The sequence below is a fragment of the Pseudomonas sp. genome (assembly GCF_017744435.1).
Taxonomy (GTDB): Bacteria; Pseudomonadota; Gammaproteobacteria; order Pseudomonadales; family Pseudomonadaceae; genus Aquipseudomonas.
This window is the reverse complement of record NZ_JAGIBG010000016.1, coordinates 105,114-130,175: the sequence shown is the minus strand read 5'-3', so window position 1 is coordinate 130,175 and position 25,062 is coordinate 105,114. Positions and strand designations below refer to the sequence as shown.

Sequence of the window (25,062 nt, the reverse complement as noted above, 5' to 3'; positions counted from 1 at the left end):
CCGGCCGGTGCTATCGGCCGGCATTTCATGACTCATTGTCTGCCGGCGAGAGGTGTCCAATGAAATGGGTAACGCGTGAACGTCCGAAGATCGATCGTATTGCCTGTCCTTGGCTCATACAGCGGTTCATCGATCCAGCCCCGATCTTCCTCTACGTCCCCAGCAGCGAGGTCCTGCGTGTGGCAAACGATGAAGGCGCCACGCCCTATGACATTCCAGGGGTTGAGTTGAGCCATGTCGGGCTGCTGTGCAGCTTCGATGCCTTCCTCAGGAAGTACCAACTTGATGACCCTGCTCTGGCCAGGCTGGCAGAAATCGTTCGCGGAGCAGACACGTCACGGCTCGACCTAACGCCTCAATCGGCGGGCCTCTACGCCATTTCGTTAGGACTTTCACGCTGCCACGCGGATGACCAAGAAATACTGAAGCATGGCTTGGCGCTTTACGACGCCCTGTTTGCATGGTGCCGTGACTGCCAGAGTGAAACACACAACTGGCCACCGCAGATGTAAGCACTTGGCTTGCCGGGCAATGGGAGTCCTATCCAACGACGTACTGGCACTGCTGACTTGAAGGAGCTTCCTCAGGCCCCCGCTAAAATCGCACGTTGCCTTTGTCACTTCCGCCCAACTGCTAACAACCTCCGTGACTGCACTGCTGGCTCCTAGCGTACTGCTGACGGGAATAGAAGCTAGGATGTATGTCCGCTATGGGTCGATAACAGTCAGTCGCGACCGGCAGCTATCGACCCATAGCGGACATTCACCAGAGGCTACAATACAGCCTCGAACCACAAGCAACTGCCTGCCCCAATCAATCGCAGGCTCATGAAAAGGAAGTCAAGCAAATGGATGTACGTTGCACCTCTCTGGACGAAGTCCGCCAAGAAATCGATGAGATCGACCGCAGCCTCGTTTCGCTTCTCGCCAAACGAGGACGGCTCGTGACGCAAGCTGCGGCCTTCAAGAAAAACACCGATGATGTGCGTGCACCTGCCCGGGTCGAACAAGTGATCAGGAAGGTTCGTGAAATGGCTGACGAAACCGGTGCCTCGGCTGAGGTTGTGGAACAGGTCTACCGGGCGATGATTTCGGCCTTCATCGCTGAGGAACTGACCACCCATGCGAAGCTGGCCCAGGAACCTTCAGCATCTTGATGACAACGCGAGACTCATCCGAAGCCCCGTCGCTTTTCTCCACCCACTATCTTGAAGCCGGGCAGTGCCTGCGTGCAGGTACGTTGCTGCCCATCGCAGAATCAGATCTTTCGCGGTAGAAATAACCAACCCAAGTCACGGAGGACGACCATGCAGATACGAAAGATGACTCACGAAGACCTGCCAAGCGCCAATGCCTTGTGCCTTGAGTCGTTCATGCTGGCGGTTGCACCCTCGGTCTCGGCCCAGGGCGTGGAAACATTCACCAAAATTGCTGCACAGGAGGCATTAGCTGAACGAATGGCTGGTGACAACCTGATACTGGTTTGTATCGTAGAGGGGACCCTGGCCGGACTTGTTGAACTCAAGGAGGGGCGCCATGTAGCGATGCTGTTCGTTGCGCCAGCCTGGCAGCGCCGCGGTATTGGCAAGCGCCTGATGAGTTCGGCGCTGGAGCAGGCCAGGGCCAACGTAGTAACCGTCAGGGCGTCGCTGTCTTCAGTGGCAGCTTATGAGCGTTACGGTTTTGCATTGGCAGGGGCCGTGGGCGAGGTTGCTGGACTGATCCATCAGCCAATGGAGAAGCGACTGAGCAGTTGAATGGCGCCTCCCGTCCCTGAGCAAACACCGCCCAAAGCTCTGCTGTCAGTGCCCTAGGAAATCGGGCTACCCGCCAGCTGCGACTCCAAGGCTTCGATCTTCATCAGCAACGCTTGCTGCTCCACCTTGGCCGCGTGGATGTCTTCGAAAACGCTGATGAGGTAATCGGCAGCGCCATCCCCCTGGCGCTGGATGGAGGTGCGCACCCTCACCCACTTGTAGCTGCCATCGCCGCAACGTACGCGTTTTTCGACCACATAGCGGTTGATCGAGCCTGCCAGCAACTGCACCAGCAGGCTCAGGTTGGCCTGCAGGTCATCGGGGTGGGTGATCTGTTGGAAATTCAGCGCGCACAAATCCTGCTGGCTATAGCCGAGCAGTGCGCACAGGCTGTCATTGACGCGCTGCAAGCGGCCATCCAGGTGAATGAAGGCGAGCGCACCTTCGCTCAGCTCGAAGATCGAGCGGAAGCGCTCCTCGCTGGTGCGCAGTGCTTCTTCTGTCAGCTTGCGGGCGGTGTTGTCCATGCTGATGCCGACGATCTTGATCGGCCGGCCTGCCGCGTCGTGTACCACCGTCGAGCGCGACGAAATCCAGCGCACGCTGCCGTCGGGCTGGGACATCCGGTAATCGTATTCGCAGTTTTCACCCGAGCGGATGATGCGGTCGTACATCGCCTGCATCGCCTCGACGTCCTCGTCGGGCAGGTGGCTCCAGAAGTCTTCGTTCGAGCTGATGGTCCAGCCATAAACATCCTGGACGTTCGGCGAGTAGGTCAGCTCGTCGCTGATCAGGTTCCACTCCCAGGTCACGATACGCGCGGCTTCCTGGGCAAGCTTCATGCGGGCTTCGTTTTCCATGATCTCGGCGGCGTAGCGGCGGCGCAGGTCGGTCATCGGCAACTCGACGGGCTCCGCATGCTGCACGCTGCTCAGGGCCTCCTGGCCATAGCGCAGCCAGATCCAGTTCACCCGCAGAAAGTCGGCGAGCTTGCGCAGGTTGTCGTAGTCGATTTCCCCGCCCTTGGTCCATTTGTGGACGGCGGTGCGGGAGATACCGAGTGCAGTACCGACTGCCTGCAGCGTCAGCTTGTTGTGTTCCAGCAGTTCCTTGAGGCGGAAGGCGAAGCTGTTTTCCTGCATGAGGGGGCGGTCCAGGGAGGGCTTGGGTGCCAGTATACACATCTGTCAACCGATGGATGACAGACATACCTGGCAAGCCCTTGACCTGGACCGGGGGCTCAGAGGTCGATGACCAACCTTGCGCCACGGGCCCTGGAGACGCAGATCATCAGGGTCTGCTGCGACGCCTTCTCTTCATCGGAGAGGTACTGGTCGAAGTGCTCGGCTTCGCCTTCGAGGATGGCCGTTTCACAGGTACCGCAAACGCCTTCGCGGCACAGGCACTCGACCTGGGCGGCCTTGACGTTCTCGATGGCCTGGATGATGGTCATGCCCTCCTCGACCTGCAGCTCGCGACCGGACTTGCCAAGCACCAGGGTGAATGCACCGCCGGCAGCCGGGGTGGCCGCGAACTGCTCGAAATGCACGCGGGCATCGGCAATGCCCGCCGCCTTCGCCCCCTCCACCACCGCATCGATCAACGGCTTGGGGCCGCACACATAAACGTGCGCGTCCTCGCTCATACCGGCCAACAGTGCCTGCAGGTCCAGGCGACGCCCGAGGCTGTCGACATACACATTGACACTCGCGGCATGCGGGCCATCCACCAGTTGCCCGTGGAAGGCGCCGTGATCGGGGCTGCGGAAGGCATAGTGGAGCTCGTAGGGCGTGTCCCCTCCTTCCAGTTCGTGCAGTTGCGACAGGAACGGGGTGATGCCGATGCCACCGGCGATCATCACGTGCTTGCCGGCCGCGGCGTCGAGACCGAACAGGTTGTTCGGCGTCGAGATGGTCAGCTCGCTACCGACTTCGACCTGCTCATGCATGAAGGCCGAGCCGCCCTTGGATTGCTCTTCCAGGCGCACGCCGATCTGGTAGTGCGACAGGTCCCTGGGGTCGCTCATCAAGGAATATGCGTTGCTGAGGCCTTCCGCCATCTTCACGATCACGTGGCTGCCACCGGTGAAGGCCGGCATGGGCTGGCCATCGGCGCGCGCAAGGGTGAAGCGCTTGATTTGTGGCGTCGCCTGTTCGACCTCGAGCACCCGCACACTGAACATCTCGTAAACACTGGCCATCTTGCACCTCAACTCCGCACAGGGCGGCGGCCCCGCCGCCCTGGCCATTACTCGATCCGAAATCAACGATAGGTATGAACGCGCCCGGCCTTTGTCGCCGGGGCTCAGGGTCAGTCCAGGTGGGCGACCGCAATCAGGTTGTGGAAGTGAGCGATGCCGTGCTCGCTGATGCCGGAGCGCTCCTTGTCGACCATGATCCGGCCCTGGCCACGGTAGCCCCGCGACTTCAGGCCCTTCTGCACGCTCTCGACCAGGCGCAGGTCTTCCGGGCGGAACACTTCGCGGTACCAGTCGATCAGCACTTGCTGCTCCGGGGTGATGTCCTTGTTCAGGAAGTAGATGTCGTAGTGCTGCAAGGTGGTCTCGGCATCGACCGGGAACTCATAGATGCAGGTCATGAAGTTGGCCCCCGGCGGCACGTTGAACATCGTGCACGGCCAGGCCCAGAAACCTGCGAAGGACGGGTCGGTGACCGACTCGTCGACCTTGAACGATTGTTCGGACGACTTGGCCACGCCGTACTGCAGCGTCCAGTTGCCGTGCAGGGTGTGCCCGTACTGGCCGACGTCCACCGAGTCGGCGAAGCTTGGGTGCGCCGGGCCGCAGTGGTAGCACTCAAGGTAGTTGTCGACGATCGACTTCCAGTTGGCCGGGGTGTGGCTGACGAAGCGTGCCGCCAGCTGCAGGTCGTCGATGACGCTGCAGGCTTCGCGCATGCGCTGCTGCAGGCCGGGCAGCTGCTCTTCCACAGAGCCCGCGGCATTGTCCATGTTGATGTAGATGAAGCCTGCATACTCTTCGACACGCAGCTGGACGAGGCTGTAGTCACCTTTGTCGAATGCCTCGACCTGGTCGCAGTTGCGCACGTGGGTCAGGTCGCCGTCGAGCTTGAAGGTCCAGGCGTGGTACGGGCAGGCAATCACGTTCTTGGCCTTGCCGCTGCCTTCGAGCAGTTGATGGCCGCGGTGCGGGCAGACGTTGTAGAAGGCACGCAGCACGCTGTCGCGGCCACGGATGACGATGATGCTTTCGCCAATCACTTCGCGGGTGATGTAGGCGTTGTTCTCCGCCACTTCGCTGCGATGGCCAACGCAGATCCAGCTCTTGGCGAAGATCTGCTCCTTCTCGTGCTCGAAGACCTCCTTGCTGGTGTAGTAGGTGGCCGGAATGGTGAACGCTTTTTCGTGGTCGCTGCAGAAATCGGCAGGCAGGCGTTGGAACTTGGTCATCTCTTGTCTCCAGGCTGCGCGTTGCGCATCTTGTAATTCACGGTTAACTGGCACCTGACAGTTAACAAATGGGGCAAAAAAAAGCCTGCTGCGGTCTCAACCGAGGGTCAGGGCGACACCGCGCAGGAAAAATCATCAGGCCGGTTCGGCGGCTGTAGCGATGGGTTGGGCCACTTGGCGTTCGCTGACCGGTTGCTCTTCGTGCGCCAGGGCGGCGGCTTCTTCCTCGATGCGATGGGCCGGCATGGAGCCGTAGTCGGCCAGCATCCATTTGAAGAAGCCATACACCTTGATCAGCAGGATCACGGTGAACGGAATGGCGGTGAGCACCACAGCCGTCTTCATGGTGGACAGTGACGCCTTGGCAAACAGCATGGCCAGCGGCACCAGGGTCAGGGTCACGCACCAGAACAGGCGATGAGTGGGCGACGGGTCTTCACCGTCCTGCAGGTTGCGGGTGCTGGTCGCGGCGACGGCGTAGGCGGCAGCATCCATGTGCGAGGCACAGAAAACCGCCATGATGAACAGGTACACCGCCATGAACACCTTGCCCCATGGCAGGCCCATGACCACCGCTTCAACGGCACTTTCACCGCCCTGTTCGGTGAGGATCTTCGGTACATCGATGGCGCCGGTGATGAACTGGTGCATGCTGTAGCTTTCCAGTGCGCCGAAGAAGAACCAGCAGCCGACGCTGCCACCCAGGATCAGCGCGAGCACCACTTCCTTGATCTGCCGGCCACGCGATACTCGGGTGACGAACATCGCGACGCCGGGTGCATACGACACCCACCACAGCCAGTAGAACACGGTCCAGTTGCGGGTGAATTCGCCCTCGCCGGCCGGGTCGGTGAACAGGCTCATGTGCACATAGTTCTGGATCATCAGGCCAATGCCATTGGCCGTGTTGTTGATGGTGAACTGGGTCGGGCCGACCAGCAGCACCACGGCGGCGAACACAAGCGCGCCATAGCAGACGATCTTGCTGAGTTTCTGCAGCCCGCCGTCGATGCCGATGTAGGAACTCAGCGAGAACAGCACCGCAATCACCCCGATCAGCATGACCTGCACGGTGAAGGTATCAGGCGTACCCACCAGGCCCGACAGGCCGCGGGTCAGGGTCGAAGCAGTCAGCGCCAGGGACACCGTCAGCGCGCCCATCATGGTCAGCAGGAAGATCAGGTCGACCAGGCGGCCCACCGGCCCGGTGGCCTTGAGCCCGGTCACCGCCTCGACGATCGAGGCCAGGTTCAGGCCGCTCTTCTTGCGCACGTGGAAGTGGTAGGCCATGGCCAGCGACGCCAGGGCGTAGATCGACCAGGCGCTGATGCCCCAGTGGAAGAATGAGTAGCCGACGCTGTATTCCAGCGCTTCGCGGGACTGCGCGGCAATGTTCAGGCCGGGGGTCTGGTAGTAGTAGGCCCACTCCATCACGCCCCAGTAGAGGGTCGAGGACCCCATGCCGGCGCAGATGAACATGAACACCCAGGTCAGGGTGGCGTATTCCGGCTTGCCGGCGCCGAGGCGGATGTTGCCGTACTTGCTGAAGGCGATGCCCAGCACGGCAATGGTGCTGGCGAAGATGAGCAATTGCACCGCCGTGCCAAAGGACCGGGTGGACCATTCGAAAAGTTGATTGGCAGCAATGCCGGCCTGCTCGGGGAAGGCGGCCAGGCCGACCACCGTCAGCAGGACCGCGATCAGGCTCATGCTGATGAGGAACACATCAACCTTTTTGTTGAGGTAAGACATCAAGTGACTCCCAGGACGTTTTTGTTTTTGTGTCACATCCAACGCAGGCTCGGGATGAGGACGCTCTCCTTAGCCGTATAACCATTGGTTAACTGCAATCCCTTGGTTAACAGTTTGCGGACAATTTTTCTGTTTCGCAAGCGCCTTTCATCCTTGGCCTGCCTCCAGGCAGCAAGGGTGAAAGCGAAGTCGAGGGGGTCAGGAAAGGGAAATCAGTAGATTTGCGTCGAAAAACAGCGAATAGCCAACAAACCGAGGCCGCTTCGGATCGAAGGCGGCCTGCCTGCTCCTGCCGCTTTTGCTACTTGCTGGCGATCGACTGGTTCGCCAGCGGGCAGCTCTGGGCGTTAAGAAAACGCGATGTCTTCAGCCAGTCCTGCTGCGGGTAATAGGCAAACACATAGCTACCCCGCTGCAGCGTGTCGATCAGCTTGCCGGCAATGGCCGGCCGCACGGCCGGGCAGCCCTGGCTGCGCCCCAGGCGCCCGAGGCCGGGCACCACTTTGGGGTCGGCATAGGCGGCGGCATGCATGACAATCGCCCGCGACATGCTGTTGTCGTTGAACCCCGGCTCCAGCCCCTGCAGGCGCAGCGAGCGCCCGTGCTTGCCGCTGTAGATCTGGCCGGTTTCATACAGGCCGATGGACGATTGGTAGCTGTTCGGGGCGTTGGAGAACGTGGTCGGCACATCGGCGCCGCTGTTCTTGCCATGGGCGACCCACTCCTCGAACAACAGCTTGCGCGCGCGCAGGTCGAACACCCACAGGCGCTTGTCACGCGAGGCCTTGGAGTAATCGATTACCGTCAGCAGTCTGCCTGCCTCGCCGTGGCTGGCGCAGGCGTAGGCCGTAAGGGCCATGCCCAGCGCCGACAGGCTGGCGTTGGGTGCCAACTGCTGCAACTCGGCGGCGCTGGGCAGGGGTTGCCCGTGGGCGGCTTGCCAGGCGCTGAGGAAAAACAGGCCAAAACTGGCCACCGAGAGCCGCAAAGCTCCCCGCAAGGGTTCAAACATCGACATGGACTACCCCGGGTAAAGGCCTGTCAGCAAAAAGTCAGCTGGCTTGCGGCCAAAAGCCACCACTTTGCTTGAATTCTTCGGGATTGCCGATCATTTCTTGACCAATGGCTTAAGATCTTCACTGTCGTCGGTGCTGATCACGGTGAATTTCCCGTCGCTGCGGGTATCCCGGGTGGACGCCCAATCGGTGATCACCAACATGGTGCCAACGTCCATCGCAGCGCGAAGGTGGTGGCGGAACTCCGGGTTGATGTTCAACTGCCCCAATTGTTCATAGGGCGTATCCCCGTACTCCGGGTTGCTCAGGCCCACCACCGACCACCGTAAGGGTAGCGCGCCATCGAGCGCCAGGGCGGAAGGTTTTTGCAGCAGCGAATACACCGCCATGCCACTGCGGTGCTTGCTGCTTTCAAGCGAGAGTGCAGGCGCCGAGCCGATCAGTTGGCCACCGCGATACACGTAGGCACGCAGGTCGGCGCGACTGATCAGGATCGACAGTGGCCCTGACGTTGGGTCCGGGTCGTTCCAGAACTGCTGGTTGCTCAATACCAGCGGGCCCTGGGCCTTGCCCGCGCTGACCGTGGGCGCCAGCACGCCAGGGTGGTAGACCTCCACCGGCGCACTTTGGGTATCGGAAACGATGACGGTGGTCGAGCTGAAGCCGGTGACCTCATACAGCTTCTTGGCAAATTCCAGCGGCAGCCGCACGCAACCATGGGAGGCCGGGTAGCCCGGCAGGTGGCCTGCGTGCAGGGCGATCCCGTCCCAGGTCAGGCGCTCCATGTAGGGCATCGGTGCGCTGTTGTAGAGGCTGGATTTGTGCTCGACCTTCTTCTGCAGAATGCTGAACACCCCGGTCGGGGTTTCCCGCCCTGCCTTGCCGCTGCTCACGGTGCTGACGCCAATGGCGATGCCGTTGTGATACACGTAGGCACGTTGCTCGGTGAGGCTGACCACCACGGTCACCGGCCCCACCGGCGAAACCTGCGGGTACCAGAGAAACTGGCCAGGCTTGAGGCTGTCCAGCTGGCTCCTGAGTGCGGCCGGGGTGGGCACCTGCAGCGGCGCGGCTTCGACCAGGGGGGTGGCAAGCAACAGACCCAGCGCGAGCGGTACATGCAACATCGAACTGATCCTCATGGCATCCTGCCCTCAGCTTATGCGGAACATGCCCCGCAAGCCACCCGGGCACTCGCGTGGTGCGGGGACGGTAACAACCCTGCACCAAAGTGTGCACAAAATTCCCAGCTCAAAGCATAGTACCTGTGGGAGCGGCTTTAGCCGCGAACACCGGCAAAGCCGGTGCCAGCCACTGCGTCGCCTGCTTCGCGGCTAAAGCCGCTCCCACAGAACTCGCTACGCCTTCACGCCCACGGGTTGGTACGAATCTTGTTTGTATACAAATACCAACAATAAAAGTACACAACCATCACGGAGTCCCGATGGCGTCGATTTCCCGTTCCGATGCTGGCCAGCTTGCCGATCGCCCCGCCGAAACGGCCGGGGCCAGTCAGCCACAGCTGAGCCCGCGCCTGTACAGCAACGACCTTGCACCGACCCGTGCAGCCAATCGCACCTGGGGGCGCTACAGCCTGTTTGCGCTGTGGACCAACGATGTGCACAACATCGCCAACTACTCCTTCGCCATCGGCCTGTTCGCCCTGGGCATGAGCGGCGCGCAGATCCTCGCCGCCTTCGCCCTCGGTGCGCTGGTGATCTACGGCCTGATGAACCTGTCCGGCTACATGGGGCAGAAGACCGGCCTGCCCTACCCGGTCATGTGCCGGATCAGCTTCGGCATCCATGGCGCGCAGATCCCGGCACTGATCCGCGCGGTGATCGCCATCGCCTGGTTCGGCATCCAGACCTACCTCGCTTCGGTGGTGCTGCGCGTGCTGCTCACCGCCATCGCCCCCGACCTCAAGGCCTACGACCAGAACGCGATCCTCGGCCTGTCGACCCTGGGCTGGATCACCTTCCTCGGCATCTGGTGCGTGCAGGTGGCGATCTTCGCCTACGGCATGGAGATGGTGCGCCGCTTCGAGTCCCTCGCCGGGCCGATCATCCTGGTCGCCTTCAGTGGCCTGGCGGGCTGGATGTACTGGCGCAGCGGCCTGTCGATTGCCTGGTCCAGCGGCAACGCGCCGACCGGCTCCGGCATGTGGCTGAAAGTGTTCGGTGCCGCAGCGCTGTGGGTGTCGCTGTACGGCACCATGATCCTCAACTTCTGCGATTTCACCCGTAACTGCCCGGACCGCCGCACCATCAGCGTGGGCAACTTCTGGGGCCTGCCGGTGAACATGCTCGGCTTCGCGCTGATCGCCGTGATGCTGGCCGGTGCGCAGTTCAGCATCGACGGCAAGCTGGTGCAAAGCCCGAGCGAAATTGTCGCCGCCATCCCCAACACCGCCGGCCTGGTGCTGGCCTGCCTGGCCTTCCTGCTGGTCACCGTGGCGGTGAACATCATGGCCAACTTCGTCGCCCCGGCCTTCGTGCTCACCAACCTGGCACCGAAGGTGTTGAACTTCCGCCGTGCAGGCCTGCTCAGCGCCACCATCGCGGTGGTGATCCTGCCTTGGCACCTGTACAACAGCCCGTCGGTGATCGTGTACTTCCTCGGTGGCCTGGGCGCCCTGCTCGGCCCGCTGTACGGCATCATGGTCACCGACTACTACCTGGTGCGCCGTGGCCGGGTGAACCTGCCCGAGCTGTACAGCGAAAGCCCTGAGGGTGCCTATCACTATCGCGGTGGGGTCAACCTGCGCGCCGTGGCGGCGTTCATCCCGGCCTCGCTGATTGCCATCCTGCTGGCGCTGATGCCGGCGTTCGAGACGCTGTCGCAGTTCTCCTGGTTCTTCGGCGCCGGGCTGGGCGGGCTGATCCACTACGCCATCGCCAACCGCAGTGCCCGGTATCAGGAAGTGTCCGGCGAAAGCATTGCCGTGGACGCCGCGCACCACTGATTGGCAGCGCACATGAAAAAGGCTCATCGCGCATTGTGCAGTGCGATGAGCCTTTTTTAATGGTGAGTTCAGGCGATCAGGAGGCCAGCGCTTGCTCAGGCCGACGCACCGGTGCCTCGTAGCGGTGCGGTTGCTGCCAGGCCAGCTGAGCCTGCACCTGCTGCGCCGCGTCCATTACCTTCTGCGCCCAGCTGTCATCTTCCGGGTTGACCACGACCACCCGGAAACCGTGGTCAAAGCCCTCGATCCCGACCCCTTCGGAATCGTCGACGTGCAAGTCGATGTCGAATGCCGGCGGATACTTCGACGGGGTATTCTCAAGCCCGTGCTGCGACAGGGCATGCTGGTGGCGATCACTGTTGACCACGCCGTCGACGTGAATGCCGTAGAGCATCAGCCAGCGCCGGATATAGGCCGGTGTGCGGCCCGACGAGGTGTAGATCCAGATGCTGCAGCCCTGGCGGCGCAGGTCGCGGATCAGCGAACGGGTGCCGCTGCGCAGCGGTTCGCCCAGCCAGCGGTGGACGAACGCCGGCAGCTTGCTGTCTTCTTCATCGGCGTGGTGCGGCAGGCAAGCGAGCGTGTCATCGATATCGAAGGAAATGCGCATCTGCGGGCGCCTGAATTTACGCCCGATGGCTTTCCACGCACGTCGGCCACCGGCCTTGCCTTGTTCCAGCATCGAATACCTTTCCATCAGCGGCTCCCCTGACGGGCCGGCACGCAGGTGCCGCGCAGGAAGAACTTTTCGGGTTCAGGTGCCTTCGCTTCAAGGAAGGCCGCATACTTTTTCTTGATCTTGGGCAATTCGTACAAAGCTTTCACACCATGCTTGGCGGAGTTGCGAATGACCGAGGACGGGTTGAAGTAGCCCTCGGCGTTGTCCAGCGTCAGCACGAACGGCGGCAACCCTGCACGCATCAGCAGATAGCTGACGATGAGCGACCCCGTACGGTTGTTCCCTTCGATGAACAGTTGCGGCTTGCTCAGGATGCGCACGTAGACACCCGCCGCACGCTTCCAGATCGAATCACTGCGGTACGAGCAATACCAGTTGTAGAGATCCTTGATGCCGCCTTCCACGTTGTTGAAAAAGCGCGCCTCGGTGGCCTCGAGGTGTGGCGCGAACTCGCGGCGGCGTGCCGGGTCGCTGCCGCACAGCACGGTGGCGTTGATCTCCAGCATCAGGTTCAGCTGCTGCAGGTCGAACAGGTCCACACCCCGTGCGACATAGTCGTCAATCAAGGCATAGCCTTCAAGCACATTGAGCAGCACCTCGTCGGTGAACGGGTCACGCGGCTCGGTGAAATGCTGGCTGAGCTCGGCAAAACGGCCCTGCACCTCGCGCAGTGCGCGCTCTACCGCTGGCAGGTCAAGACGACATGTCGCATCCATTGGTAATCTCTTGAAACAGTACAAACGTGAAAGCGACCTGCCCCGCTCGGCCTTCCTGGCCTGCGGGGCGGGTCGCCTGGCGGGTGCCGGCTACTCAGCTGAACTTGCCGCTGATGTAGTCACTGGTCAGCTGTTCACGCGGGTTCTGGAAGATCTGCGTGGTCGGGCCCATCTCCACCAGGTAACCAGTGCGGGTGCCCTGGGAGATGTCCACCGAGAAGAACGCGGTGGTATCGGCCACACGAATCGCCTGCTGCATGTTGTGGGTCACCAGGGCGATGGTGTAGTCCTTTTTCAGCTCGACCATCAGCTCTTCCACGCGGCGGGTGGCAATCGGGTCGAGTGCCGAGCACGGCTCGTCGAGCAGCAGCACTTCCGGCTCGGTGGCGATGGCACGGGCGATGCAAAGGCGCTGCTGCTGGCCGCCGGACAGCGACAGGCCGCTGACCTTGAGCTTGTCCTTGACTTCATCCCACAGCGCGGCGCCTTGCAGGGCGTGCTTGACGCGGTCGCCGATGTCGCCCTTGTAGCGGTTCAGGCGCAGGCCGAAGGCGACGTTGTCGAAGATGCTCATGGAGAACGGGTTCGGCTGCTGGAACACCATGCCGATGTAGCGGCGCACCACCACCGGGTCCACGCCCTTGCCGTAGACATCCTGGCCGAGGAAGTGCACATGACCTTCGAAGCGGAAGCCCTTGACCAGGTCGTTCATGCGGTTGAGGCTGCGCAGCACGGTACTCTTGCCGCAGCCGGACGGGCCGATGAAGCCGGTGATCTCGTTCTTGCGGATCGGTACATGGCTGTCACGCACCGCCATGAAGTTGCCGTAGAAAATCTTGTCCAGCTTGCAGTCCATGACGATTGGCGCTTCGCTGACCATGGGAGCGGCTCTCTGTGCAGTTGATACGTTCACGGTCGAATGCTCCCTTTCAATACTTTGGCTTGCCGAAGATTCGGCTAAGAATGTTGACTACCAGCACGATCATCACCAACACCAGCGAGGCCGCCCAGGCGAGCTCCAGCTGGTTGTCGAACGGCATGCCGGAGAAGTTATAGATCAGTACGGCAAGCGATGCCGTGGGGTTCATGACGGCCAGGCTGCCGTCGTGATAAATCCAGTAGTTGCTGAACAGCGCGGTGAACAGCAGCGGTGCCGTTTCACCCGCAGCGCGGGCCACTGCCAGCATGACGCCGGTGAGGATGGCCGGCATGCCGGTCGGCAGGACGATCTTCCAGATCACCTGGGCGCGGGTGCAGCCCATGCCGTAGGCGGCGTCCTTCATGATCTTGGGGACCATCTTCATCGCTTCTTCAGCGGTCAGTACGACGATCGGCAGCATCAGTACCGCCAGCGCCACACCACCGGCCGGCGCCGAGTAGGTACCGGTGGTCATCACCACCAGGGCGTAGGCGAATACACCGGCGAGGATCGACGGCAGGCCGGTGAGCATTTTGGCGGCGAAGCGCGAGGCGTTGGCCAGCTTGCTCTCCGGGCCGAGTTCGGCGAGGAACACCGCCGCCAGGATGCCGACCGGCACCGCGATGGCCGCAGCGATACCGACCATGACGAAGGTACCGGCCAGGGCGTTACCGAAACCACCGCCCATCTCGAAACCGGTGGGTGGCAATTCGGTAAACACTTCCAGGCTCAGGCGCGCACCGCCGCGGGTGATCAGCATGTACAGCACGGAAATAAGCGGCACGCTGGCCAGCAGGGCCACGCACCAGACCATGGTGGTCAGCACCAGGCTGCGCAGGGCGCGGCCTTCGAAGCGACGCTGCAGGCTGGGCAATGCGGTAGTGGCTGCAGTGAGGTCAGTCATTATTTGTTACCCCGCTGGGCGTAGAGCATGATCATCGAACCGAACACGTTCACCAGCAAGGTGATGAACATCAGCACCAGGGCGGCGTACATCAGCACCTCGATCTCGTTCGGCCCGGCTTCGGGGAAGTTCAGTGCCAGCAAGGCTGCCAGCGTATTGGCCGGGGCAAACAGCGAAAGGGTGATGGTGTTGGCGTTACCCACCAGCATCGCCAGGGCCATGGTTTCGCCCAGTGCGCGGCCAAGGCCCAGCACCAGGGAGCCGAAAATGCCGGTGGCGGCCGACGGCACCATCACCTTGAGGATGGCTTCCCAATGGGTAGTGCCCATGCCGTAGGCAGCCTGCTTGGTCTTCATCGGTACGCTGGTCAGCGCATCCTGGGAAACCGCGGCAATGGTCGGCAGGATCATGATCGCCAGCACCAACGCCGCCGGCAGCAGGCCGGGGCCACTCAGGGAGGTGCCGAAGAACGGGATCCAGCCCAGCTCGCTGTTCAGCCAGGCGGTCAACGGCCGGATGGCCGGAATCACGACATAGATACCCCACAGGCCATAAACGACGCTGGGGATGGCGGCGAGCAGCTCGACGATGGTGCGAAACACCGCGGCAAGCCTCGCCGGCAAGAAATCCTGGGTAAGGAAAATGGCCATGCTGACGCCGAAGAAACCTGCGATCAACAAGGCGATCAGGGCGCTGTAAAGCGTGCCCCAGATGGCTGGCAGAATGCCGTATTTGCCCTGGTTGACGTCCCACACACTGCCGAACAGCACGTCAAACCCGTGCTTTTCCATTCCTGGAAGTGCTTTGCGTCCTACTTCGTATACCAACGCGAAAACCAGCGCGAGAATCAGCACCACACCGATACGTGCAAGGGCACGGAAGGTGCGGTCAACCAGGAAGTCCTTGGCGGACGGTGGCTGGCACGCAGAGTCTGGGTTATCCGGTATGGCAAAAGGTGTGTTCATTGTCTTATTCCGGGACAAAGGACAAACACTCCCGACACGGCTGTTACACCACGCCGGGAGCGCCTGAGGGTGTTACTGGATGCTCTGCGACGCTTTGCGCACTTCGTCGACAACCGACGGAGGCAGCGGGATGTAGCCCATCGAGTCGGCGATCTTCTGACCGTGGGTCAGGCCGTACTCGACCATGTCACGCATGGCCTTGGCCTTTTCCGGGCTGCCGTTGTCCTTGCGGAAGATCATCCAGGTGTAGGAAGTGATCGGGTAGGACTTGGCACCTTCCGGGTCTGGCAGGTGAGCGATCAGGTTTTCCGGCATCTTCACCGCAGCCAGTGCTTCGGCACCGCTTTCGGCGTTAGGCACGACGTATTGGCCAGCCTTGTTTTCCAGCTCGGCGAAGTCGACCTTGGCCAGCTTGGCGAAGCCGTATTCGATGTAGCCGATGGCGCCTGGTGTCTGGCGAACGGTGGCGGTTACGCCGTCGTTCTTCGGCGACTTGATGAACTTGTCGGTGGCCGGCCAGTTGACGGTGTTGCCTTCACCCAGGTCTTTCTTGAAGTCGGCGTTGATGGCCGACAGGTGCTTGGTGAAGACGGCGTTGGTACCGCTGGAGTCGGCACGCACGACCACGGTGATCGGCAGGTCAGGCAGTTTCATGCCCGGGTTGGCCTTGACGATCTGTGGGTCGTTCCACTTGGTGATCTTGCCCAGGAAGATGTTGGAGTACACATCGCGCGGCAGCTTCAGGCCTTTCGGGTTGCCCGGCAGGTTGTAGGCCAGGACGATTTCGCCGGCGGTCATCGGCAGCAACTGCACGCCTTCGCCGACCTTGGCCATGTCTGCTTCGCTCATGGCCGAGTCGCTGGCGGCGAAGTCGACGGTCTTGTTCAGGAAGTCCTGAACGCCTGCGCCGCTACCCTTGGACTGGTAGTCAACGGTAACGCCAGCAGTGTTCTTGCTGAAGTCCTTGAACCAGGTCAGGTAGATAGGTGCAGGGAAACTGGCGCCGGAACCGGTCAGGCGAACGTTGTCTGCGGCAAAGGCCGAAGTGGCAGACAGAGAAACCGCAACGGCGAGTGCAGCAGACTTCATGAGGCGTATCATGGAAAAGCGCTCCGTGTGATGGCCAGCACACTTTGCATCAGCTGTGTTACAGCTTTGTGACTGTTGAATGGCAGTCGATGTATTCACCCCCTCTAGATCGGGGCTGAAAGGCAATGGGTTGTCATTCCTTGGTAACCAAATATGACTAAACACTTTGCCATCATCCCTCGACGCGAGTGCCAGCCATGTCCCCTTCAGAACACAACTTGATCAGGCGCATCCATCGCGAGCTGCTGGACCACAGTGATGAAGAGCTGGAGCTGGAGCTGATCGAGGACGATCATGACCTCGATGCGCTGTTTGACACCCATATAGAAGAAGGCAGCGAAAAAGCCGCACGCCGGACCTACTTCCGCGAACTGTTCCGCCTGCAGGGCGAACTGGTGAAACTGCAGAGCTGGGTGGTCAAGACCGGCCACAAGGTGGTGATCCTGTTCGAAGGCCGTGATGCCGCTGGTAAGGGCGGCGTGATCAAGCGCATCACCCAGCGCCTGAACCCTCGGGTATGCCGGGTGGCAGCGCTGCCGGCCCCCAATGACCGGGAACGCACGCAGTGGTACTTCCAGCGTTACGTGTCCCATTTGCCGGCGGCCGGCGAGATCGTGCTGTTCGACCGCAGCTGGTACAACCGCGCGGGCGTCGAGAAGGTCATGGGCTTTTGCAATGACGACCAGTACGAAGAGTTTTTCCGCAGCGTGCCGGAGTTCGAGCGCATGCTCGCCCGCTCGGGTATCCAGCTGATCAAGTACTGGTTCTCCATTTCCGACCAGGAACAGCACCTGCGTTTTCTCAGCCGCGTGCACGACCCGCTCAAGCAATGGAAGCTGAGCCCCATGGACCTGGAATCACGTCGGCGCTGGGAGGCCTACACCAAGGCCAAGGAAGTCATGCTGGAGCGCACCCACATCGCCGAAGCGCCCTGGTGGGTGGTGCAGGCCGATGACAAGAAGAAGGCCAGGCTCAACTGCATCCACCACCTGCTCGGGCAGATGCCCTATGAAGAAGTGCAGGTGCCGACGATCGAGCTGCCGCAACGGGTCAGGAAAGAAGACTACATCCGCAACCCGACCCCGACCGACATCATCGTCCCGCAGGTCTACTGATACAGCGCGCTGGCTGGCTCAGAGCGCCATGACCATTTCATGCCAGGCCATGCCACCGTGGTCCGAGGGTGAAGGCCGCACGTACTGGTAGCCCATCTTGCGGTACAGCTCGACGTGCTGTTCCTTGCACATCAGGTGGATGGTCTGCTTACCCTGCGCCCTCATGCGGCTGATGAACTCGCTCATCAGCCGCTTGGCGTAGCCCTTGCCCTGCTGGGCCGTGTCCACCACCACCGACATGATCACCACGTTGGGCGCCTGCGGGTCATGGCCGACCAGTTCCTTGAATGCCTCGTCGGACATCACCACGTCGTGGGCGCAGCCGCTGTTGATGAAGCCGACGATGCCATGGGCGTCTTCGAGCAGCAGGAAGCCTTCAGGGTATTGGCTGATGCGCGTGCGGATCTTCTCCAGCGTGGCTGCTTCGTCACCTTCGTAGGCACCGATTTCGATCGCGAAGCAGCGCTCGGCGTCGGCGATGACGGGTTGGCGGAATGATGTGTTGCTCATGGGCAGGCATCCATAAATGAAATGATCGTGCCGCTAGGGTAATTGACTGAGCGGCAAACCCCGCATTCTTTTCGAGGGCTATCATGGAACGCCTGCGGCGCCCTGCCCTCCCACCTTCATGCAGGGCGAACAGCGCACTGCCCATTCACCTCTGGAGGAGTGGCTTTGATGAAAAAGATCCTGATGGTGCTCACCTCGCACGACCAGTTGGGTGACACCGGCAAGAAGACCGGCTTCTGGCTGGAAGAATTCGCCGCGCCCTACTACGTGTTCGTCGACGCCAATGCCGATGTCACCCTCGCCTCGCCCAAAGGCGGCCAGCCACCCCTGGACCCGAAAAGCGACGAGCCGGACGCCCAGACCGACGCCACCCGGCGCTTCGCCACAGACACCGAAGGGCAAATGGCCCTGGCCGACACCGTGCCGCTCGGCGAAATCGACCCGTACGGCTTCGACGCGGTGTTCTACCCCGGTGGCCACGGGCCGCTGTGGGACCTGGCCGAGGACAGCGACTCCAGGGCCTTGCTCGAAGCCTTCTATGCCGCCAACAAGCCGATAGCCGCCGTGTGCCACGCGCCGGGGGTGCTCAAGCATGTCAAGGCGCCAGACGGCCATCCGGTGGTCAAGGGCAAGCAGGTCACCGGCTTCGCCAACAGTGAAGAACAGGCAGTCGGGTTGACCGAGGTGGTGCCCTTCCTGGTGGAAGACATGCTCAAGGCCAACGGCGGCGAATACTCCAAGGCCGCGGACTGGGCAAGCCATGTGGTCGAGGATGGGCATTTGATCACCGGCCAGAACCCGGCCTCGTCCGAGGGCGTGGCCAAGGCATTGCTAAAGCGCCTGGCACAGTAACCCGCTGCCTGACGCTGCTCAGTCAACCTGGAGGGCGCACCGTACAGCGATGGTTGCCCGGTGCCGCTCCACAAAAGCTCGCGCATGTCTGCAAGTAGAGGAGTGCCGTGACGACCCAAGCCCTGCAACAGCCCGATGGTGCCTCGGCCCGGGAACCCCTCTACAGCACCGACATCCCCGCCCGCCTAGACCGTCTGCCGTGGACGCGTTTTCACACCTTGCTGGTGCTGGCCCTGGGCATCACCTGGCTGCTCGACGGCCTTGAGGTCACCCTGGCGGGCTCGGTGGCGGGCGCGCTCAAGGACAGCCCTGCACTGCACCTGAGCAACACCGAAATCGGCCTGGCCGGCGCCAGCTACATCGCCGGCGCGGTACTCGGTGCGTTGTGCTTCGGTTGGCTGACCGACCGCCTGGGGCGGCGCAGGCTGTTCTTCATCACCTTGTTCCTGTACATCGGCGCCACGGCCGCGACTGCGTTCTCCTGGAGCCTGTGGAGCTTCCTGCTGTTCCGCTTTCTCACCGGCGCCGGCATCGGCGGCGAGTACACGGCGATCAACTCGACCATCCAGGAGTTCACTCCGGCGCGCTATCGCGGCTGGGTCGACCTGACCATCAATGGCACCTTCTGGATCGGTGCAGCGCTCGGGGCGGCCGGTGCGGTGATCCTGCTCGACCCGGCAGTGGCCGGTGGCGATCTGGGCTGGCGCCTGTGCTTCGGCATCGGCGCGCTGCTGGGCCTGTTGATCCTGTTCATGCGCCTGTGGATCCCGGAAAGCCCGCGCTGGCTGATGATCCATAACCAGCCGGAACACGCCGAGCGCATCGTCGCCGGCATCGAACGCCGCTACCATGAGCGCGGGATCGCGATCCCGCCGCTACAGGCCCCTCCCCTGCGCCTGCGTGCACGCGACCACACGCCGTTGCGCGAGGTGTTCCACAGCCTGTTCGTCGAGCATCGGCGCCGCGCACTGGTGGGCCTGACCTTGCTCACCGCGCAGGCATTCTTCTACAACGCGATCTTTTTCACCTATGCGCTGGTGCTGACCGACTTCTACGGAGTGCCAGCGGCCAAGGTGGGCTGGTACATCCTGCCCTTCGCGCTGGGCAACTTCTGCGGCCCGCTGCTGCTGGGCAGGCTGTTCGACGTGGTCGGCCGGCGCATCATGATCAGCTCGACCTACCTGGTCTCGGGCGTGCTGCTGGCCGTCAGCGGCTACCTGTTCCAGCAGCAGCTGATCGACGTGACCCAGCAGACCCTGGCCTGGATGGTGATCTTCTTCTTCGCCTCGGCGGCGGCCAGTTCGGCTTACCTCACCGTGGCGGAAACCTTCCCGCTGGAAACCCGGGCACTGGCCATTGCCGTGTTCTATGCCTTTGGCACCGGACTGGGCGGCCTGATCGGGCCGACTCTGTTCGGCGCGCTGATCGAAACCGGCGAGCGCGTCAACGTGCTGTACGGTTACCTGCTCGGTGCAGCGTTGATGATCGTCGCTGCCCTGGCCCAGGCGCTGTGGGGCGTGGCGGCCGAGCGACGCTCGCTCGAACAGGTGGCCAGGCCGCTGTCGCAGATCAGCGAACCCTGAGCGCACCGCCTGTCCATTCAATGGCACTTCGGCTTGCCCCTGCCCTTCAACCGTTTATGCACACCACGCAGGAGTGACTGCCATGCCACGCGGCGACAAGGACAAATACACCGACAAACAGAAGCGCAAGGCCGAGCACATTGAGGAGAGCTACGAGCACAAGGGCGTGCCAAAGGACGAAGCCGAGGCACGCGCCTGGGCCACCGTCAACAAGCAGTCCGGTGGTGGCGAGAAGCCGGGCGGTTCGGGCAGCAAGACGTCCTCTGGCGAGAAGAAGACCGCCCGTTCGGATTCGGCCAAGCGTGCAGCCAAGACGCGCGAAGGGCATAGCCGGACATCGAGCACTTCGCTGGAAAGCCAGACCAAGGAGAGCCTGCTCAAGGAGGCGCGCAGCAAAAACATCATGGGCCGCTCGCGCATGACCAAGGCAGAGTTGGTGCAAGCACTGCGCAAGTAAACCCGACGCAGTAGCAGCAAGACGCTGTTGCCAGGCAAACACCTCGGCAACAACTGGCCATGCTTCTACACAGGCCAAATCAGCGCCATTCGGCTGCAACGCCCGAATTTGCTGGGCCCCACGGGCTGGCACAACAGCTGCAATGTGAAGTCGTCCGACTACACATCGAGTTGTCCATGCCTAACGAATTACGCTCTGCTGCCTACGAAATCCGCCATCCCGCGGCACACATCATCCGCGACGACGCCGAAGCGATCACCATCGCCCACCAGGTCGCCGCCCTGTTGCGCGAAGGCGCAGCCGAACGCGATCGACAGCGGGAAGTGCCTGCAGACATTGTCGACGCCTTCTCCAACAGCGGGCTCTGGGGCATCACCGTGCCGCGGGCACATGGCGGTGCGCAGGTTTCGTTCGCCACCCTCGCCCGAGTGATCGCCATCATCTCCGCCGCCGACCCCTCGCTGGGGCAGATCCCGCAGAACCACTATTGCCTGCTCGAAGACATCCGCCTGCAAGGCACGCCCGAGCAGCAGCGCCATTTCTTCAGCCTGGTGCTGCAGGGCCATCGCTTTGCCAATGCCTTGTCGGAAACCAGTGGCAAGACCGTGCAGGACATCCGCACACGCCTGGTTACCGAGGGCGACGGCTATCGCATCGACGGGCGCAAAGGCTATTGCACCGGCTCCTTGTATGCCCACTGGATCGGGGTGCTGGCGCTGGATGAGCAGGACCGTGCACAGCTGGCATTCGTCGAACGCGGCACGCCTGGCCTGGTGATCGTCGACGACTGGAGCAGCATGGGCCAGCGCACCACCTCCAGCGGTACGGTGCTGCTCGATGGCCTGCGGGTACCGGCGTTCAACCTGTTCCCCAGCTACCGCTCCTACGAAAACCCGACCCTTGCCGGCCCCTTCGCCCAGCTGACCACCGCCGCCATCGATGCCGGCATCGGCCGCGCCGCGCTGGATGACACCATCGCCTTCGTGCGCCAGCACGCCCGCCCCTGGATCGATGCCAAGGTCGACAAGGCCAGCGAAGACCCGCTGACCATCATCCAGGTCGGTTCACTGGAAATCCGCCAGGAAGCGGCCGAGGCGCTGCTCGAACGTGCAGGCCTGGCGCTGGATTCCGCCAGACCGGCACCGGATGAAGACAACGTGGCACTGGCCTCGGTGGCCGTGGCCAAGGCCAAGGTGCTCACCACCGAGGTGGCCATCGAGGCCAGCAACCGCCTGTTCGAACTGGGCGGCACGCGTTCGTCGCTGACCCGGCACAACTTCGACCGGCATTGGCGCAACGCCCGCGTGCATACCCTGCACGACCCGGTGCGCTGGAAGTATCACCTGGTCGGCAACTGGGCGTTGAACGGCATCAAGCCTGCCCGCCATGACTGGAACTGAGGCCGCCCGACCATGACCAAGCAGATCCGCCTCAATGCCTTTGCCATGAACACCGTCGGCCATCTTTCGCCCGGGATGTGGCGCCACCCGCGGGACCAGGCCACCCGCTACACCGACATTCACTACTGGGTAGCGCTGGCCAGGACCCTGGAACGTGGCTGCATCGACGGCCTGTTCATCGCTGACGTGCTGGGCGTCTATGATGTGTATGGCGGCAATGCCGACGCGGCCTTGCGCAACGCTGCCCAGGTGCCGGTCAACGACCCGTTGCAGCTGGTGCCCGCCATGGCCGCTGCCACCCGCCACCTGGGGTTCGGCGTGACCGCGTCGGTATCGTTCGAACACCCCTACCCGTTCGCCCGGCGCATGAGCACCCTCGATCACCTGACCCAGGGGCGCGCAGGCTGGAACATCGTCACCTCGTACCTGGCCAGCGGCGCGCGCAACCTCGGCCAGCCCCCGCTCAGCCATGACCAGCGCTACGCCCTGGCCGAGGAGTACCTGCAGGTCTGCTACAAGCTCTGGGAAACCAGCTGGGAAGACGATGCGGTGCAGGCCGACCGGGCAACCGGCGTGTATGCCGATCCGCGCAAGGTCCATGGCATCGACCACCAGGGCACCTGGTTCAAGGTGCCGGGTTTTCACCTGAGCGAACCTTCGCCGCAGCGTTCCCCGGTGATCTACCAGGCCGGCGCCTCCAGCCGCGGGCGTGCGTTCGCCGCCGCCAACGCCGAGTGCGTGTTCGTCGCCGCACCCAGCAAGGCGGTGCTGAAAAAACAGGTGGCCGAATTGCGCGCCGCCGTGGCTGCTGCCGGCCGTGCGCCGGAAGATGTGAAGATTCTCGAGCAACTGACGGTCATCGTCGCGCCCACCGATCAGCAGGCCTTGGCCCTGCTCGACGAATACCGCCAGTACGCCAGCGCCAGTGGCGCCTTGACGCTGATGTCCGGCTGGACCGGCATCGATTTCGCCGAGTACGCACCCGACCAGGTGCTACGCGAAGTGCCCAGCGAAGCCATCCAGTCAGCCGTGGAGGCGTTCACCCGCGCTGACCCGACACGCACCTGGACCACTGCCGAAATTGCCGACTACTGCGCCATCGGCGGTGACGGCCCGGTGCTGGTGGGCTCGGCCCGGACCGTCGCCGATCAATTACAGGAATGGGTAGATGAAACCGGCGTGGACGGTTTCAACCTGGCCAGCGTGGTCGCCCCGGAAACCTTCGAGGCGGTGGTCGACCTGTTGGTACCGGAGCTGCAGGCGCGGGGGCTGTTCAAGCGTGCCTATGAACCCGGCACCTTGCGCAACAAGCTGTTCGGCCGCGGCGACCGCCTGGCCGGCACGCACCCGGCGGCCGTGCTGCGCCGCGAGGCACGCCCATGAACGAACTGCTGAGCCATCTCGACTGGGCCGAAATCGCCCAGGCGTGCCTCGATACCCTGAGCATGCTGGGCGCGGCACTGGGCTTCACCGTGCTGTTCGGCCTGCCGCTGGGGGTGTTGCTGTACCTCACCGGGCAGCGTCAGCTGCTGGCCAACGGGCCGCTCTACCGTGGCCTTTCCGTGGTGGTCAACGTGCTGCGTTCGCTGCCGTTCATCATCCTGCTGATCGTGCTGATCCCGCTGACCACGCTGCTGACCGGCACCTCCCTCGGGGTCAAGGGCACCATCCCGCCGCTGGTGGTGGGTTGCACGCCGTTCTTCGCGCGCCTGGTGGAAACCGCCCTGCGCGAGGTCGACCACGGCGTGGTGGAAGCCACCCAGGCCATGGGCGCCAGCCTTGCCCAGATCATCCGCTACACCCTGCTGCCCGAAGCCCTCACCGGGCTGATCGCGGCCGTCACGGTCACCGCCATCGTGCTGGTCGACTACACCGCCATGGCGGGCGTGATCGGTGGCGGCGGCCTTGGCGACCTGGCGATCCGCTTCGGTTACCAGCGCTTCCAGACCGATGTGATGGTGGTCACCGTGCTGCTGCTGATCCTGCTGGTGCAGGTGCTGCAGATGAGCGGCGACCGCCTGGTAAGACATTTCACCCGACGCTGACTCCTGCAAGGTATCCCCTCATGAAAAAGACCCTCACTGCCCTCGCCGCCTTCATCGCCTTCAGCGCCCAGGCCGCCGAACACCTGGTGGTCGGCGCCACGCCGGTACCCCACGCCGAGATCCTCGAATTCGTCAAACCGGCCCTGGCCAAGCAAGGCGTGGACCTGGACATCAAGGTGTTCAACGACTTCATCCAGCCCAACCTGCAACTGGCGCAAAAAAACCTGGATGCCAACTACTACCAGTACCGGCCGTTCCTCAACGATTTCAACCAGACCCGCCATACCGACCTGGTCCCGGTGGTGGGCGTGCACATCGAGCCGTTCGGTGCTTATTCGGCCCGGTACAAGACCCTGGCCGAGCTGCCGGAGGGCGCCAGCGTGGCCATCCCCAACGACCCGGTGAATACCGGCCGCGCCCTGGTGCTGCTGGCCGAGGCCGGGTTGCTCAAGCTCAAGGACCCGAGCAACCCGCAGTCCACCCAGCGCGACATCACCGACAACCCACGCCACCTGAAGATCCGCGAGCTGGAAGGCGCCATGCTGGCCCGTTCGGTCAAGCAGGTGGACCTGGCCTTCGTCTTCGCCAACTACGCGCTGGAGGCCGGTATCGATACCAACAGCGCGCTGATCGTCGAAAAAGGCAAGGACCTGTACGTGGAATACCTGGTCGCCCGCCCCGATAACCTGCAGGACCCGGGCATCCAGAAACTGGCCAAGGCCCTCAATTCACCCGAAGTGCGCAACTTCATCCTGACCCGCTACAAGGGCCAGATCGCCCCTGGGTTCTGAGCCATTCGCCGCTGGCGCGGACAGGCATGAAACAGGTGTGTGGGGAAGATATGAAGATGTCGGCTTGAAGTGTTCGCCTTGGTATCTTCAGCGCCTATGAGATCGAGCGCCGCCCGCGC

25 protein-coding genes are annotated in these 25,062 nt (G+C 62.6%); 12 read left to right on the top strand and 13 right to left on the bottom strand.

Going from position 1 to position 25,062, the window contains the following annotated elements:
• The first annotated feature begins 59 nt into the window (after window positions 1–59).
• The 3 genes from J7573_RS13465 to J7573_RS13455 all read left to right on the top strand — a co-directional run bounded on the left by J7573_RS13465 (window position 60) and on the right by J7573_RS13455 (window position 1,756).
• Window positions 60–512, top strand: coding sequence for a chromate resistance protein ChrB domain-containing protein (locus J7573_RS13465; RefSeq protein WP_294335506.1), 453 nt, complete (start codon window positions 60–62; stop codon window positions 510–512).
• 335 nt (window positions 513–847) lie between these two features.
• Window positions 848–1,156: a chorismate mutase gene (locus J7573_RS13460; protein ID WP_294335505.1), complete on the top strand. Its 309-nt coding sequence runs from the start codon at window positions 848–850 to the stop codon at window positions 1,154–1,156.
• Between the two features lie 150 nt (window positions 1,157–1,306).
• The gene (locus J7573_RS13455; RefSeq protein WP_294335504.1) at window positions 1,307–1,756 is read left to right on the top strand and encodes a GNAT family N-acetyltransferase; all 450 of its coding nucleotides are present in this window, start codon (window positions 1,307–1,309) and stop codon (window positions 1,754–1,756) included.
• Between the two features lie 53 nt (window positions 1,757–1,809).
• Here the strand turns inward: J7573_RS13455 and J7573_RS13450 are convergent, their stop codons facing one another.
• The 6 genes from J7573_RS13450 to J7573_RS13425 form a co-directional block, all read right to left on the bottom strand.
• The gene (locus J7573_RS13450; RefSeq protein WP_294335503.1) at window positions 1,810–2,898 is read right to left on the bottom strand and encodes a PAS domain S-box protein; all 1,089 of its coding nucleotides are present in this window, start codon (window positions 2,896–2,898) and stop codon (window positions 1,810–1,812) included.
• A gap of 98 nt (window positions 2,899–2,996) precedes the next feature.
• Window positions 2,997–3,956 (bottom strand): PDR/VanB family oxidoreductase, encoded by a 960-nt coding sequence (locus tag J7573_RS13445; protein ID WP_294335501.1) that lies wholly within the window; start codon window positions 3,954–3,956, stop codon window positions 2,997–2,999.
• 110 nt (window positions 3,957–4,066) lie between these two features.
• Window positions 4,067–5,185: a ring-hydroxylating oxygenase subunit alpha gene (locus J7573_RS13440; protein ID WP_110635474.1), complete on the bottom strand. Its 1,119-nt coding sequence runs from the start codon at window positions 5,183–5,185 to the stop codon at window positions 4,067–4,069.
• Window positions 5,186–5,320: 135 nt separating this feature from the next.
• Window positions 5,321–6,937, bottom strand: a complete 1,617-nt coding sequence (locus J7573_RS13435; protein ID WP_294335498.1) for a BCCT family transporter — start codon at window positions 6,935–6,937, stop codon at window positions 5,321–5,323.
• A 301-nt stretch (window positions 6,938–7,238) separates the two neighbouring features.
• Entirely contained in the window at window positions 7,239–7,955 is a 717-nt protein-coding gene (locus tag J7573_RS13430) for a murein L,D-transpeptidase catalytic domain family protein (RefSeq protein WP_294335497.1), read from the bottom strand.
• 90 nt (window positions 7,956–8,045) lie between these two features.
• Window positions 8,046–9,080 carry a L,D-transpeptidase gene (locus J7573_RS13425; RefSeq protein ID WP_294335495.1) on the bottom strand — a complete coding sequence of 345 codons (1,035 nt, stop codon included), beginning with the start codon at window positions 9,078–9,080 and terminating at the stop codon, window positions 8,046–8,048.
• A 317-nt stretch (window positions 9,081–9,397) separates the two neighbouring features.
• Between J7573_RS13425 and J7573_RS13420 the strand changes: the two genes are divergently transcribed.
• Window positions 9,398–10,918: an NCS1 family nucleobase:cation symporter-1 gene (locus tag J7573_RS13420; protein WP_294335493.1), complete on the top strand. Its 1,521-nt coding sequence runs from the start codon at window positions 9,398–9,400 to the stop codon at window positions 10,916–10,918.
• Window positions 10,919–10,994: 76 nt separating this feature from the next.
• Here J7573_RS13420 and J7573_RS13415 read toward each other — a convergent pair whose 3' ends face one another.
• The 6 genes from J7573_RS13415 to pstS all read right to left on the bottom strand — a co-directional run bounded on the left by J7573_RS13415 (window position 10,995) and on the right by pstS (window position 16,202).
• Window positions 10,995–11,615 (bottom strand): hypothetical protein, encoded by a 621-nt coding sequence (locus tag J7573_RS13415; protein ID WP_294335492.1) that lies wholly within the window; start codon window positions 11,613–11,615, stop codon window positions 10,995–10,997.
• A complete protein-coding gene (locus J7573_RS13410) occupies window positions 11,615–12,313 on the bottom strand; it encodes a hypothetical protein (RefSeq protein WP_294335490.1) in 699 nt (232 codons plus the stop codon). Before J7573_RS13410 ends, J7573_RS13415 begins: the two co-directional genes overlap by 1 nt.
• Before the next feature lie 94 nt (window positions 12,314–12,407).
• A complete protein-coding gene (gene pstB / locus J7573_RS13405) occupies window positions 12,408–13,169 on the bottom strand; it encodes a phosphate ABC transporter ATP-binding protein PstB (RefSeq protein WP_050437214.1) in 762 nt (253 codons plus the stop codon).
• 73 nt (window positions 13,170–13,242) lie between these two features.
• Window positions 13,243–14,136, bottom strand: a complete 894-nt coding sequence (pstA, locus tag J7573_RS13400) for a phosphate ABC transporter permease PstA (RefSeq protein ID WP_294335488.1) — start codon at window positions 14,134–14,136, stop codon at window positions 13,243–13,245.
• The gene (gene pstC, locus J7573_RS13395; RefSeq protein WP_110635505.1) at window positions 14,136–15,101 is read right to left on the bottom strand and encodes a phosphate ABC transporter permease subunit PstC; all 966 of its coding nucleotides are present in this window, start codon (window positions 15,099–15,101) and stop codon (window positions 14,136–14,138) included. Before pstC ends, pstA begins: the two co-directional genes overlap by 1 nt.
• Window positions 15,102–15,173: 72 nt before the next feature.
• Window positions 15,174–16,202 (bottom strand): phosphate ABC transporter substrate-binding protein PstS, encoded by a 1,029-nt coding sequence (gene pstS, locus J7573_RS13390; RefSeq protein ID WP_294335485.1) that lies wholly within the window; start codon window positions 16,200–16,202, stop codon window positions 15,174–15,176.
• A gap of 185 nt (window positions 16,203–16,387) precedes the next feature.
• Between pstS and ppk2 the strand changes: the two genes are divergently transcribed.
• Window positions 16,388–17,305, top strand: a complete 918-nt coding sequence (ppk2, locus tag J7573_RS13385) for a polyphosphate kinase 2 (RefSeq protein WP_294335484.1) — start codon at window positions 16,388–16,390, stop codon at window positions 17,303–17,305.
• Between the two features lie 18 nt (window positions 17,306–17,323).
• Here the strand turns inward: ppk2 and J7573_RS13380 are convergent, their stop codons facing one another.
• Window positions 17,324–17,815 (bottom strand): GNAT family N-acetyltransferase, encoded by a 492-nt coding sequence (locus J7573_RS13380; RefSeq protein WP_294335483.1) that lies wholly within the window; start codon window positions 17,813–17,815, stop codon window positions 17,324–17,326.
• A gap of 168 nt (window positions 17,816–17,983) precedes the next feature.
• Between J7573_RS13380 and J7573_RS13375 the strand changes: the two genes are divergently transcribed.
• The 7 genes from J7573_RS13375 to J7573_RS13345 all read left to right on the top strand — a co-directional run bounded on the left by J7573_RS13375 (window position 17,984) and on the right by J7573_RS13345 (window position 24,943).
• Entirely contained in the window at window positions 17,984–18,667 is a 684-nt protein-coding gene (locus J7573_RS13375; RefSeq protein WP_294335481.1) for a type 1 glutamine amidotransferase domain-containing protein, read from the top strand.
• A gap of 107 nt (window positions 18,668–18,774) precedes the next feature.
• Window positions 18,775–20,250, top strand: a complete 1,476-nt coding sequence (locus J7573_RS13370; RefSeq protein ID WP_294335479.1) for an MFS transporter — start codon at window positions 18,775–18,777, stop codon at window positions 20,248–20,250.
• An 82-nt stretch (window positions 20,251–20,332) separates the two neighbouring features.
• Window positions 20,333–20,707 (top strand): termination factor Rho, encoded by a 375-nt coding sequence (locus tag J7573_RS13365; protein WP_294335478.1) that lies wholly within the window; start codon window positions 20,333–20,335, stop codon window positions 20,705–20,707.
• 176 nt (window positions 20,708–20,883) lie between these two features.
• Window positions 20,884–22,107 carry an SfnB family sulfur acquisition oxidoreductase gene (locus J7573_RS13360; protein WP_294335476.1) on the top strand — a complete coding sequence of 408 codons (1,224 nt, stop codon included), beginning with the start codon at window positions 20,884–20,886 and terminating at the stop codon, window positions 22,105–22,107.
• 12 nt (window positions 22,108–22,119) lie between these two features.
• Entirely contained in the window at window positions 22,120–23,490 is a 1,371-nt protein-coding gene (locus J7573_RS13355) for an LLM class flavin-dependent oxidoreductase (protein WP_294335474.1), read from the top strand.
• A complete protein-coding gene (locus J7573_RS13350) occupies window positions 23,487–24,152 on the top strand; it encodes a methionine ABC transporter permease (RefSeq protein ID WP_294335473.1) in 666 nt (221 codons plus the stop codon). The genes J7573_RS13355 and J7573_RS13350 overlap by 4 nt, the downstream gene beginning before the upstream one ends.
• Window positions 24,153–24,172: 20 nt before the next feature.
• Window positions 24,173–24,943, top strand: coding sequence for a MetQ/NlpA family ABC transporter substrate-binding protein (locus J7573_RS13345; protein WP_294335471.1), 771 nt, complete (start codon window positions 24,173–24,175; stop codon window positions 24,941–24,943).
• Window positions 24,944–25,062: the final 119 nt, after the last annotated feature.